General features: G+C 45.2%; 10 protein-coding genes. All 10 read right to left on the bottom strand.

Going from position 1 to position 14054, the window contains the following annotated elements; all coding sequences use genetic code 11:
* Positions 1–88 precede the first annotated feature (88 nt).
* Positions 89–1273 (bottom strand): molecular chaperone DnaJ, encoded by a 1185-nt coding sequence (gene dnaJ / locus GT674_RS01635; RefSeq protein ID WP_161284051.1) that lies wholly within the window; start codon positions 1271–1273, stop codon positions 89–91.
* Positions 1274–1433: 160 nt separating this feature from the next.
* Entirely contained in the window at positions 1434–3305 is a 1872-nt protein-coding gene (dnaK, locus tag GT674_RS01630) for a molecular chaperone DnaK (RefSeq protein ID WP_161284050.1), read from the bottom strand.
* A gap of 152 nt (positions 3306–3457) precedes the next feature.
* The gene (gene grpE, locus GT674_RS01625) at positions 3458–4090 is read right to left on the bottom strand and encodes a nucleotide exchange factor GrpE (RefSeq protein WP_161284049.1); all 633 of its coding nucleotides are present in this window, start codon (positions 4088–4090) and stop codon (positions 3458–3460) included.
* A gap of 29 nt (positions 4091–4119) precedes the next feature.
* The gene (hrcA, locus tag GT674_RS01620; RefSeq protein WP_161284048.1) at positions 4120–5172 is read right to left on the bottom strand and encodes a heat-inducible transcriptional repressor HrcA; all 1053 of its coding nucleotides are present in this window, start codon (positions 5170–5172) and stop codon (positions 4120–4122) included.
* Positions 5173–5402: 230 nt separating this feature from the next.
* Entirely contained in the window at positions 5403–6560 is a 1158-nt protein-coding gene (locus tag GT674_RS01615; protein ID WP_161284047.1) for a pyridoxal phosphate-dependent aminotransferase, read from the bottom strand.
* A gap of 152 nt (positions 6561–6712) precedes the next feature.
* Positions 6713–8701: an excinuclease ABC subunit UvrB gene (uvrB, locus tag GT674_RS01610; RefSeq protein ID WP_161284046.1), complete on the bottom strand. Its 1989-nt coding sequence runs from the start codon at positions 8699–8701 to the stop codon at positions 6713–6715.
* 60 nt (positions 8702–8761) lie between these two features.
* Positions 8762–10477, bottom strand: a complete 1716-nt coding sequence (locus tag GT674_RS17310; protein WP_243149017.1) for an ATP-binding protein — start codon at positions 10475–10477, stop codon at positions 8762–8764.
* Between the two features lie 12 nt (positions 10478–10489).
* Positions 10490–11554, bottom strand: a complete 1065-nt coding sequence (locus tag GT674_RS17305; RefSeq protein ID WP_243149016.1) for a transporter substrate-binding domain-containing protein — start codon at positions 11552–11554, stop codon at positions 10490–10492.
* 274 nt (positions 11555–11828) lie between these two features.
* On the bottom strand, positions 11829–12551 hold the full coding sequence (locus GT674_RS01600) for an amino acid ABC transporter ATP-binding protein (RefSeq protein ID WP_161284045.1): 723 nt from the start codon (positions 12549–12551) through the stop codon (positions 11829–11831).
* Positions 12544–14046: an ABC transporter permease subunit gene (locus GT674_RS01595; RefSeq protein WP_161284044.1), complete on the bottom strand. Its 1503-nt coding sequence runs from the start codon at positions 14044–14046 to the stop codon at positions 12544–12546. The genes GT674_RS01600 and GT674_RS01595 overlap by 8 nt, the downstream gene beginning before the upstream one ends.
* Between the last annotated feature and the right edge of the window lie 8 nt (positions 14047–14054).

Below are 14054 nucleotides of genomic sequence, written 5' to 3'. Positions count from 1 at the left end.
TTGTCTTTTAACCCTTCTATCTAATATACATGAAAGCACAAAAAAAGAAAAGAGGGAAACCCTCTTTTCCTTAAAGTTTCTGTTATTTTTAGTCCTCAAATGTCTCTTTGAGTTTATCCATAAAGCTCTTTTTCTTCTTTTCGTTCTTCTCAGAACCGCCCTTTTTTTCATCGAGGGTGACATTTCCACAGGCCTCATCAAATCTGCGAAGTGCTTCTTTTGCCTCCTCGTTAAGCTTGGTCGGAACCTGAACGATCAGTGTAACGTAGTGATCACCACGGATATTTTTGTTTCTCAGGGAAGGAACACCCTTACCCTTAAGACGGATACGTGTATCTGTCTGGGTTCCCGGTTTCACTTCGTACACAACATCACCATCAACAGTATTGATATGGATCTCACCGCCCAGAGCTGCCTGTGCATAAGTCAGTGGTGCGGTAGAATAGATATTCATATCCTGTCTCTGGAAGATCGGATGACGGGCTACATTTACCTCTACAAGAAGGTCGCCTCTCGGGCCGCCGTTTGTACCCGGCTCTCCCTTCTCACGGATGCGTATGCTCTGTCCATTGTCGATACCGGCTGGGATAGAAACCTGAATCTTCTTGCGCGCAGAAGTATATCCTGTTCCACGGCAGGCACTGCATTTGTCCTTGATGATCTTACCGGTTCCATTACAGTCCGGACAGGTCTGTACATTACGGACCATACCAAACATGGACTGCTGTGTATAGACAATCTGACCTTCACCTTTACATTTCGGACAGGTAACTGGCTGTGTTCCTGGTTTTGCACCTGTTCCATGGCAGGTAGTACATTCATCCTTCAGCACGATCTCCAGTTCTTTGTCACAGCCAAATATAGCTTCTTCAAAAGTAATATTTACACGGGCACGTAAATTGGCACCTTTCATTGGTCCGTTATTGGCACGGCGTCTTGCGCCGCCTCCGAACAGATCTCCGAAAATATCTCCAAAAATGTCTCCCATATCTGCGCCATCGAAACCGCCAAATCCACCGTAGCCGCCGGCTCCACCGCCACCCTGCTCAAATGCAGCGTGACCAAACTGATCGTACTGTCTACGTTTGTCTGCATCACTTAAGACACTGTATGCTTCTGTAGCTTCTTTAAACTTTGCCTCTGCTTCTTTATCTCCCGGGTTTACGTCCGGATGATATTTTTTGGCTAATTTTCGGTACGCGCTCTTCAGTTCTGAATCACTGGCAGTCTTGCTGACACCCAGGACCTCATAGTAATCTCTTTTATCAGCCATCTTTTCTCTTTCCTATATGCTTTAGTTTTAGTTCTTAACTGTTCAGTATCCTCTACCTTCTGAATAGTTACTTTAGTTCTTATATCCAAGATGCCTCCCGTGCAGACCTGACATCTGCACCGGAGGCTTTATGATTATTTAATCTGTTTCTCAGTAACTTTTAGACCTCTTTGTAGTCAGCGTCCACAACATCATCATTGTAGCCTGCTTCATTTCCACCCTGAGCTGCACCTGCTCCCGGGTTCGGGCCAGCCTGGCCGCCTGCCTGCTGTGTCTGCTCGTACATTTTAGCGAAAAGTTTCTGAGCACTTTCCATCATTTTTTCCTGAGCTGCTTTGATGTCTGCGATCTGAGCATCTGTCAGTTCTGCATTTGCAGTCTGAGCAAGGAGATCCTTCAGTGCATTCAGGTCTGTCTCAACAGCTGCTTTGTCGTTAGCATCGATCTTGTCGCCTGCTTCTTTGAGTGCATTCTCAACCTGGAATACCATGGAGTCTGCATTGTTTCTTGTATCGATTCCCTCTTTACGTTTCTTATCCTGAGCTTCAAACTCAGCAGCTTCTTTGACTGCCTTGTCGATCTCGGAGTCAGACATGTTGGAACCAGCTGTGATTGTGATGTGCTGCTCTTTACCTGTTCCAAGGTCTTTTGCAGAAACATTTACAATACCGTTGGCATCAATATCAAATGTAACCTCAATCTGCGGAACACCACGACGTGCTGGCGGGATTCCATCCAGACGGAACTGTCCGAGAGATTTGTTGTCTTTTGCGAACTGACGCTCACCCTGTACTACGTTGATATCTACTGCTGTCTGGTTATCTGCTGCTGTAGAGAAGATCTGGCTCTTCTTGGTCGGGATTGTTGTATTTCTCTCGATCAGACGAGTTGCGATACCACCCATTGTCTCGATGGACAGTGACAGCGGAGTAACATCCAGAAGAAGGATATCACCGGCACCTGCATCACCTGCAAGTTTACCACCCTGTACGGAAGCACCAAGTGCAACACATTCATCCGGGTTCAGAGATTTGCTTGGTTCTTTGCCTGTCAGCTGTTTTACCTTATCCTGTACAGCCGGGATACGTGTGGATCCACCTACCAGAAGTACCTGACCAAGTTCGGAAGCTGTGATACCTGCGTCAGACAGTGCACGGCGAACCGGCTCAGCTGTTTTCTCTACCAGGTCATGTGTCAGCTCATCAAATTTAGCTCTTGTAAGGTTCATATCGAAATGCTTCGGTCCCTCTGCTGTTGCAGTGATGAACGGAAGGTTGATGTTTGTTGTTGTTGCGGAAGAAAGTTCTTTTTTGGCTTTCTCTGCTGCTTCTTTCAGTCTCTGAAGAGCCATCTTGTCTGCGCTTAAGTCTACGCCCTCAGCTTTCTTGAATTCTTCGATCATCCAGTCTGTAACCTTCTGGTCAAAGTCATCACCACCAAGACGGTTGTTACCTGCTGTGGAAAGAACCTCGATAACTCCATCACCGATTTCAATAACAGATACGTCGAAGGTACCACCACCTAAGTCGTAAACCATGATCTTCTGCTCTTTCTCGTTGTCAAGACCATAAGCAAGAGCTGCTGCTGTAGGCTCGTTAATGATACGTTTTACATCAAGACCTGCGATCTTACCGGCATCCTTGGTTGCCTGACGCTGAGCATCGTTGAAGTAAGCCGGAACTGTGATAACAGCCTCTGTTACGCTCTCTCCAAGATATCCTTCTGCGTCTTTTTTCAGTTTCTGAAGAATCATTGCGGAGATTTCCTGCGGAGAGTATTTCTTATCATCGATTGTTACACGATAATCTGTACCCATCTCTCTCTTGATGGAGGAGATTGTTCTGTCTGCGTTTGTCACTGCCTGACGTTTTGCAGGCTCACCAACGAGACGTTCTCCTGTTTTTGTAAAAGCAACTACAGACGGTGTAGTTCTTGCGCCTTCTGTATTAGCGATAACGGTCGGCTGTCCACCTTCCATTACGGCTACACAACTGTTTGTTGTACCTAAGTCAATACCAATGATTTTTCCCATGATAATATTCCTCCTGAATTAAATATCTGATAATAATGAAGTTCGATTCACTAAATTCGTCCTTCCTTTCAGTCGGACTCATTAAGTTCCTTCGAACGACCTTCGTACTAAATTCATACTGCGCTACGCTTGTATTTATTAAGTACTCTAGGTCAGTTTGCGACTTTGACCATGCTGTGGCGAACTACGAATCCCTTGTAGGTGTAACCCTTCTGGAGTTCCTCTACAATGATGTTCTCGCCAACAGATTCATCCTCCACATGCATCACTGCATTATGGAAATCCGGGTTGAATTCCTTGCCGACAGCTTCGATCGGTTCTACTCCCATGCCTTCCATCGTAGTGATAAGCTGTTTGTAGATCTTCTGCATGCCATCTGCAAACGGATCACCTTCCGGAGCCTGTGTAAGACCTCTTTCGAAGTTATCCACAATCGGAAGCATCTTCTCGATGATGTCCTTCGCACCGATCACATACATACTGGATTTCTCCTTCTCTGTACGTTTACGGAAGTTGTCAAACTCAGCCATGCTTCGCTTCAGTCTGTCTGTCAGTTCTTCAACCTGCTGCTCTAATTTATTGTCCTTTTTCTTCTTGCCGAAGAAAGATGTTTTGGATTTTGTTTCTTTATCGTCATCTGCCTGGGCAGTTTCCTCCGCCTGTGCGTCCTGTCCTGCCGTTGCTTCCGGCGATTCTTCTGTCGGCTCGTTCACAGTTTCTGTTTCCGGAATATCCTTCTCTGTTTCTTCCTGCTCATTTGCCGCATTTTTATTTACTTCTGACACTTTTTTTTACCGCCTTTCTGCTCTGGCTTCTAGCCGTCTTCATTGCTTTTATTTTTGGTGAAAACCTGATCAAGTTCTACCTTGAGGGTCTTCAGACTGTTTACCACATTCTCATAATCCATTCGTTTCGGACCTACAATACCGATCGTTCCATGCATTCCTTCGCCCAGCTCATAGGTTGCAGTCACAACACTGCAGTCCTTCATAGTCGAGATCGGAAGTTCATCTCCGATATACACCTGAACTCCGGTACTGTCATCTGCCATACGCTCCTTGACTAGATCCACCAGCTGTTGTTTCTCTTCAAATGTGGAGATCAGGCCGGTCGCCTTCGTCGTATCGGATAACTCCGGATACTTAAAGAAGTTCGTGGCTCCTGACGTATAGATTTCCATATCGTCTTCATCAACATGAATCGTAGCTGCAACTGCATCCAGCACTCTTGCCACCAGTCCGCTGTGAATGCCTGCCTGTTCTTTCAATCTGGCGATCATGCCAAGGTTGATATCCTGGATCGGCAGTCCGTTCAGATTGGTATTCAGAAGCAGGTTCAGCTTCAGGATCGTCTCATCGTCCATCTCTTCATCCAGATCGATGATCTGATTTCGGATGACATTGCCTTCGCATACAACAACTGCTACCAGCTGCAATTCATTGACACGGGATAACTGAATAAATTTCAGCTTGCTTCCGCTGTACTGAGGAACGGAAATCATCGTCGCGTAATTGGTGTTGGAAGCAAGAACACGTGCTACTTTCTTAAGCACCTTATCCATCTTGTCAGTCTTCTCAATCATCAGATTACGGAGTTCCTCGATCTCATCCTCCTTCTCGCGCATCAGCTCATCCACATAAAGCCTGTAGCCCTTATCGGAAGGTATTCTTCCTGCCGATGTATGTGGCTGAACAATATATCCCATCTCTGTCAGATCAGACATCTCATTCCGGATTGTTGCTGAGCTGACATTCAGATCCTTATCCTTGGAAATCGTCCTGGATCCTACCGGTTCGCCTGTCTCCATGTATGTTCTGATGATCGCCTTGAGAATTCGTTTCTTACGATCTGTCAGTTGTTCATCCATGTTCCCAGCTCCTTTCCGTTTAGTCTGTTAGCACTCATCATTAAGGAGTGCTAACATCTATAGTGTTAAGATAGCACTGTCGTAATTATTTGTCAACAGATAATTACGAATTTTTTGAAAAAAACACAAAAATCACAGTTCAGACACAGATTAAGGAAATCTGACATTTCTCGACCTTCCCCATCTGATATCTTTCCTGTGATTTTTAATTTTTGTTCTGTTCTGTACAATTACAGGCCGCTTCTGCGGATGGACTCTACCACTTCTCTGATCTTCTCCGGCGGAAGCACCAGAGCGAAACGTACATAGCCCTCTCCATGAGGTCCAAAACTTGCTCCCGGTGTCACGATCACACCGGCTTTTTCCATCAGTTCCATGCAGAACGCCATACTGTCCGTCCGTCCTTTCGGGATTTTGGCCCAGACAAACATCGTTCCCTTGCCATTCGGGAGTTCCCATCCGATCTCTCTGAGTCCATTGCAGAGGGCATCTCTTCTCTCCTGATACATCTGGCACTGCTCCCTGACGCTCTCGAGCGGTCCTTTCAGTGCAGCGATCGCGGCTTTCTGAATAGGAAGGAACATTCCAAAATCAATCTGGCTTCTAAGTTTACGAAGTGCGGCAATCACATCCGGACGGCCCACCAAAAAACTGATCCTTGCTCCGGTCACATTGAAGGACTTGGAAAGACTGAAGAACTCCACTCCGATTTCCTTCGCACCTTCTGTTGCCAGAAAACTTCCCCCATGCGCCCCATCAAAGATAATATCGCTGTAGGCATTGTCATGGATGATCAGAATGTCATACTTTCTGGCAAATGCCACGATTTCTTCATAAAGTCCCGGCGTGGCGATACTTCCTACCGGGTTGGACGGAAGAGAAACTACCATATATTTGGCCTTTTTTGCAACTTCTTCCGGGATATCCTTTACATATGGAAGAAAATCATGCTCTGCCACCAGTGGATAATAGCATGGTATTGCTCCTGCCATCAGGCTTCCCGCTGCAAATACCGGATAACACGGATCCGGAAGAAGAACGACATCCCCTTCATCACAGAGTGCCATTCCCAGATGTCCCATGCCTTCCTGGCTTCCGTAAACGGTCATGACCATATCCGGTGTCAGCTCAACATCAAATCGTTTCTTATAATACTCACAGACTGCTTCCAGAAGCTCCGGAAGGTCTCTGAGGCTGTATTTCCAGTTGTTATCATCCATGGCAGCTTCTGCCAGGGCCTTCTTGATGTGTTCCGGCGTCTTAAAATCCGGTGTTCCCACACTCATATTATAAATTTTCATACCCTGCTGCTCCAGCTCCATCCGTCTGTTGTTCAGGGCCGCAAAGATTTCCTCTCCAAATCTGTCTAATCTTTTGGAAAACTGCATATCGACTCCCTCTTTCTACATAATGGTTTTATTTTATCACTCTCTCCATTACTGTACAAGAGTAAAGTGTAAATATTTTGCAGTTACATCACTGTTCTGCGATGCCGGACTTTAGGATCTTGTTATATATATATCAAGATGCCGGATTCTCCTTACGCTTCCAGTTCTTCCAGATTTTTCTTCAGTTCGATCATCTTGTCTCTGAGCTCTGCTGCCTGTTCAAAGTTCAGGTTCGCCGCCGCCTCACGCATCTGTTTCTCAACCTTCGTGATCAGCTTCATGAGTTCCTTACGGTTCATGGACTCCGGATCCTTTTTCAGCTTATCCTCTGTCTCAGCAACCGCTTTAGAAACCGTGATCAGGTCACGGACTGCCTTTCTGATCGTAGTAGGTGTGATTCCATGTTCTTTGTTGTATGCTTCCTGAATACTTCTTCTTCGTTCTGTTTCCTGAATCGCATTTCTCATGGAATCCGTCATCACATCGGCATACATGATAACATGGCCTTCGCTGTTTCGGGCTGCCCGTCCGATCGTCTGGATCAGCGAAACCTCTGAACGGAGAAATCCCTCCTTATCCGCATCAAGGATGGCAACCAGCGTGATCTCCGGAATATCCAGACCCTCTCGCAAAAGATTGATTCCAACCAGCACATCAAACACATCCAGACGCATATCACGGATAATTTCTGCCCGCTCCAGTGTATCAATATCCGAATGCAGATATCTGACCCGGATTCCCACATCCTTCATGTATTCTGTCAGATCCTCCGCCATTCGTTTCGTAAGAGTCGTGATCAGAATCTTGTGTCCCCTGTCCGTTTCTTTGTTTACCTCACTGATCAGATCATCAATCTGACCCTCGATCGGGCGAACCTCGACCTTCGGATCGAGAAGACCTGTCGGACGGATGATCTGCTCTGCACGCAGAAGCTCATGCTCCGCTTCATACTGTCCCGGTGTTGCCGAGACAAACAGAACCTGATCCAGTTTATTTTCAAATTCATCAAAACTCAGCGGACGGTTATCCTTTGCCGAAGGCAGACGGAAGCCATAATCCACCAGTGTCTGCTTGCGGCTCTGATCACCGGCATACATTCCTCCGACCTGCGAAACGGTCTTATGGGACTCATCTATAATAAGAAGAAAGTCGTCTTTAAAGTAGTCCATCAGGGTATACGGCGGCTGTCCCGGCTTAAGCCCGGTAAGGTGTCTGGAATAATTCTCAATACCGGAACAAAAACCTGTTTCCTTCATCATTTCTACATCGAAATTCGTTCTCTCGGCAATTCTCTGTGCCTCGATCAGTTTATCTTCACTTTTAAAATAGGAAACCTGTTCCTTCATTTCTTCCAGGATCGCATCCGCTGCCTTCTGGATTTTTTCCTGCGGCACAACATAATGGGAAGCCGGAAAAATCGCCGCATGCTTCAGTTCATTTCGTATTTCGCCTGTCAGTACATCAACTTCTGTGATACGGTCGATCTCATCTCCGAAAAATTCCACGCGGATCGCACGGTCTGAATAATTTGCAGGAAAGATTTCCAGTACATCTCCACGCACGCGGAAGGTGCCTCGGTGAAAATCCATCTCGTTACGGTTATACTGGATATCGATCAGCTCCCTGATCACATCGTCCCTGTCCTTCTCCATGCCTGGACGCAGGGAGATCATCATGTCGAAAAATTCTTCCGGTGCACCCAGACCATAGATGCAGGATACGGAAGAAACCACAATGACATCTTTGCGCTCGCAGAGTGCCGCTGTCGCAGAAAGCCGAAGCTTGTCGATCTCGTCATTGGTAGACGCATCCTTCGCGATATAAGTATCGGTGGACGGGACATATGCCTCCGGCTGATAGTAATCGTAATAGGAGACAAAGTATTCCACTGCGTTCTCAGGGAAGAATTCCTTCATCTCTCCGTAAAGCTGCGCTGCCAGTGTTTTATTGTGTGCAAGTACCAAAGTTGGCTTGTTAAGCTTTGCGATAACGTTCGCCATGGTAAAGGTCTTACCGGAACCGGTGACACCTAGTAAAGTCTCGAACTGGTTGCCTTCTTGAAAGCCTTTGACCAGTTTTTCGATGGCCTGGGGCTGGTCGCCGGTTGGTTGGTATTCAGATACTAATTCAAAATGATCCATATAATTTCTCCTGATCCGCTCTAAGCTGGCGGTGATATTTTAGAAATAGTAGTTGTATTCTTAGTATGTTACTTGTTCGCTCTGCCTGCTTAAAGCTGAAAGAATAGTTTTCTTAACTTTTTCTGCATCAACAGGCTTCGCAATATGTCCGTTCATTCCTTTTTCAAATGCCTTTTTTCTGTCTTCCTCAAATGCATTGGCTGTCATAGCTATGATCGGAATACCGGCTTTTTTCTTATCTGCCAGCCTTCTGATTGCCTGAGTTGCCTTATATCCATCCATGTTCGGCATCTGGATGTCCATAAGGATCAGATCATAGGTTCCTGCTGGTTTCTGTTCCATCCTTGCCACACATTGAATCCCGTCCTCAACACGATCAACAATAAGTCCCATATCCTCCAGGATAAACTCTGCGATTTCCGCATTCAGGTCATTATCCTCAGCCAGCAGAACATGTTTTCCGCTGATCCAGTCTGTTTCCTCTGTATCCGGAGACGGATTCGTATCCTGCTCGTAGTAACCCTTATCAGCAATCCTGTATTCCATGATAACTGTAAATTTGCTTCCTTCTCCCAGCTTACTTTCTACTTCAATGCTTCCGCCCATCATATCAACATACTTCTTTATGATTGGCATTCCCAGGCCTGTTCCCGCAACCTTTCCAGCTGTTGTATTGCGTTCCCGGGCGAAAGCCTCAAACAGGGATGGCAGGAATTCTTCACTCATTCCAATACCTGTATCAATTACCTGAGTCTGTATCCGCACATAGCCTCCCCTGTCACAGTCAAGCTCTGTGATCCTTATGGTAACCGTTCCCCCTGAAGCTGTATATTTTATCGCATTGCTGAGCAGATTGAGAAAAACTTCCCTGTTCTTTGTCTCATCGCAGATTACATGTTCATGCAGCACGTCATACTCCATCTCAAGATGGATTCCCTTTTTCTCCGCTTCTATCTGAAAAATTCTGTAAACTCCCAGATAAATATCGCTGATCTTCACATAATTTTCATCCAGTTCCATCTTACCACTTTCAATCCGGGCCATGTCCAGCACATTATTGATAATAGACAGCAGCAGATTTCCGGACTGTTCCATCTTTTCCTGATAATCCAGAAGCTTCGGATCTGTCAGTTCCCTTTTCATCAGTTCACTGTATCCCAGCAGGGCATTCATCGGTGTCCGGATATCATGTGACATATTGAAAAGGAAATCTGATTTGGCAGCATTGGCCTTTTCTGCCTGAATCTGGGCCTTTCTTGCTTTTATCATCAGGTAACCTATAATCAGTATAATAACCAGGGTCACACTTACAAAACTAATGGAAACTACCCGCAGATTATCCTTTATATAATCTGCCAGAGTAACCTTCCCCGGTGTGTTTTCATATACAGAAAACAAACTTGAAAGTCTGGAAGCAGGCAGAGTCTGAATGGTTTTATTCAGGATATTCATTAATGTTGTATTTTCCCTGGTGACTGCAAAGCAGGAATCGCCGGATTTCGTAAGAAAAACGCTGTGCATTTTGCTGTCCTCCAGCGTCTTTAATGACTGTCCTGCCTTCACAACAAAGCAGTCTGCCTCACCACTTTGGACTGCTTTCTCAACCTCAGCAGATGAGTCATATTCCTTTATTTTCCAGAAAGGATAATTAAAAGAAATATACCACTTTCCTAGCAGGTTGCTTCTGCTCACTGCCACTGTATTCTCTTTATTTTCGTCAAACTTCTTAGCACCGGTGAGCACTGCAGCATTGACTTCAAAAACAGTATTTGACAATATAATATCGTTCTACTCAGCTTCATATGGATTCTGATTCATATGAAAAATCATATCAATCCTGTTATCCTTTAATGCCTGCAACTCTTCCTCCTGGGAATCAAATCCTGTCGTCTGAAATTCTATATTTTTTTCTTCCATACAGTCGGAAGCCAGACTGATATAATCGTTAAGAATTCCTACCGGTTCCTCTGACTCTTCATCCACCAGGCTGACACCCACATCATTTTTCAGATATCCAATCCTGACCGCCCCATGCTGTTCCAGCCAGTTCTGCTCCTCATCCGAAAGAGTTTCAATAGGATTTGCTGAAAGATACCTCTTATAAAGATCTTCTTCATAAAAAGGATTCTCTTTTTCTATCTTCTGCATTGCCTGATCCAACTCCTCTTTCAGATCCGGGCATTTTTTGCTGACTGCAAAATAGTTATAGGAGCTGCCGATCAGAAGAACAGGAGAAATGTTGTCTCTTTCCCACTGTGGAGACTCATTTAAAACAAATCCGTCAATTTCCTGATTTTGCATTTTCTGACGGGCATCATCTGTGCTGGTAATATCAACCTTTTGCGTGTCCACTCCATGACCTTTCTCCCACTCATAGAACCGTCTTGTAGAAAGTGTATCCGGCATCACCCCGATCCTCTTCCCATTCAATGTAGTCAGATCTGAAACTGAGATATCTGTATCAGACGGATTTATATAAAGGTAATATTTCTCCTCGCCCATAGGCAGTTCTGAAAAAAGCATGGAAGTGGAACGTTCCTCTGCATAGGAGATACCTCCCAGCAGATCGATTTCTCCACTTTTCAGCATGCTCATCAGTTCTGCCCAGTTTCCCTCCACATATTCATACTTCCATCCGGTATGTGCAGCCACTGTCTGCTGATATTCGTAACAGTAGCCTCTCTTCTCACCGTTTGGTTCTGTGGTATTATAGGTTCCCTCATACCAGCCTACTCTGACTGTCCGACTTTTTGCTTCCTCTGCTGATACAGGAAGAGTAAGTACAGTAATATATAAAACAAGGCATAATAAAATACAGATATACCTCTGTACATTTATCTTAAACTTTTTCATATAGCTCTCTCCAAATTATTCGATATCTGTTCCTGTAAGAATATCCTTTCTCTTACCGATAGCAGTGCATATCCTGTTTCTCTATTGTACCAAGATGTCTGCTCTTCGGCTAGCCCTAAATATGCAAAGGTTCTACTTTTTTCATAACTTCCAAAACTGCCCGGATTGCTTTACCATGGAGTTGTAAATTTTTTCGGACTGAAAAACATCGGACAAAAAAGTAAAAAAATTGCGATGCATAGTCCTTTTTTACCACACATCGCAATCTTTTTATCTACAGTACTTTGGAAAGAAACTCCTTCGTCCTTTCCTCTTTTGGATTTCCAAACAGTTCCTTCGGATTTCTGTCCTCAAGGATCACCCCGTTGTCCATAAAGAGTACCCGGTCACTGACTTCCCTTGCAAATCCCATCTCATGGGTAACAACCAGCATGGTCATGCCTTCTTTTGCAAGTTCTTTCATAACCTCAAGAACCTCCCCGACCATCTCCGGATCAAGGGCTGATGTCGGTTCATCAAACAGCAGTACTTCCGGGTTCATCGCCAGTGCTCTGGCAATCGCAACCCTCTGCTTCTGTCCGCCGGAGAGCTGTCCCGGATAAACATCCGCTTTCTCCTCAAGTCCCACTCTTTTCAGAAGCTTCCTGGCCCTCTGGTCTGCCTCTTCTGCCTTCCATTTGCCGAGGCGTACCGGCGCAAGCGTAATATTTTTTAATACGGTCATGTTCGGAAAAAGGTTGAAATGCTGAAAAACCATACCCACATTTTCTCTGAATTTATCAACATTCAGTTTCGGATCCAGAATCTGCTGCCCGTTTACTATGATCTCACCTTCCTCCGGTTTTTCCAGGAGATTCAGACAGCGCAGGAAAGTGGATTTTCCGGAACCGGACGGACCAATGATACAGATACACTCACCTTTGTTTACATGAGTTGTGATTCCCTTTAATACGTGTATGTCCCCGAAGGACTTTTTCAGATTCTTAACATCAATCACTTTCTCTCAGTCTCCTTTCAAATCTCTTCAGAAGAATGCTCAGGCATTTCACGATCAGATAATACATGATACCTGCTACGACCAGCGGAATGAACATCTGATAGGTACGGGAAGAAACATAGCTTGCCGCTTTCGTCAGATCCATGATTCCTACATAACCCAAAATAGAAGTCTCTTTGATCAGCTGGATAAACTCATTGCCCATTGCCGGAAGGATTGTTTTTACTGCCTGCGGAATGATAATGAAACGCATGGTGTCTTTATATCCCAGACCAAGAGAACGGCCTGCCTCACTCTGACCTTTGTCTACAGACAAAATACCTCCACGGATAACCTCGGAAACATATGCACCACTGTTAATGCCGAAGCTGGCCACTGCCGCCACATATCCCAGTCTGCTGTGGAATACTGCAAAATAAATAATCATCAGCTGAAGAACCGACGGTGTTCCACGAATCACATCAACATAAATATCGGCGATTGTCGAAGGAATGGTTTTTCGGCCTTTTTTTGCGGCTCCAAGGCGTACCAGAGCCACCACAAGACCGATCAGAATACCCACGATCACGGACAGAAGTGAAACGACCAGTGTAATTCCAAGACCGTTGATATAAAACTTCCAGCGATTATCCTGAAGGAAAATAAAGCTTAAAAGTCCCAGGAATCCGTCTGCTGCAGCTACATCGGTCACATCATCGCTATTATCCACTGTATCTACAAAATATTTCTGGTAAAGATCATCGTAAGCACCGGATTTCTTAACCTTTGCGAGTCCGTCATTGATGATCTGAACAATCTCTGCATTTCCCTTTTCAATACAGAAAACGGTATCCTCAGCTGTACTTGGCACAGACTCATACTGCAGATCAGAATTCTGTTTGCAGTAGATTTCAGCCATGATATTGTCGATCAGGACTGCATCAGCTCCGCCGTTTTTCAACTCCATCACCGCACTGGAAGCATTTTTGAATCTTTTTACCCTGGCATCTTTGACTTCACCGTAATCTGTAGTCTCGCCGGATGCGATCATATCACTCTGTGCACCCTCCAGAACTGCAACGGTCTTTCCTGACATCTCCTCAAAATCTTTGATCGGATTATCCTTACGGCTGACAATGCATTGTGTACCCGTATAATAGACATCAGAAAAATCTACGCTCTTTTTGCGATCCTCGGTAGGTCCTATTCCGGCAGCGATCACCTGCACATCACCAGCCTCCATGGAACCCATCAGGGAATCGAAAGGCATATCCTTCCACACCAGCTTCACATTTTCTTCCTGGGCAATAGCCTCCAGAAGATCGTAGTCAAAACCTGTAATATTTCCATCATCGTCCAGATATTCAAACGGTGAATACTCTGCATTCGTTCCTACGATGATGGTCTGCTGATCCGCCGCTCTTACTGGCACTGTGCTGCCGAAATATACTGGCAGAGCCATGATCATACACAGTACAAAGCAAATAAGAGCTCTGCTTTTTCCATTGCGTTCCATTGTTTTTC

The sequence above is a fragment of the Blautia sp. BIOML-A1 genome, assembly GCF_009883055.1.
Taxonomy (GTDB): domain Bacteria; phylum Bacillota; class Clostridia; order Lachnospirales; family Lachnospiraceae; genus Blautia_A.
Note: the sequence above shows the minus strand (reverse complement) of the source record. Positions and strands in the feature narration are given on the sequence as shown.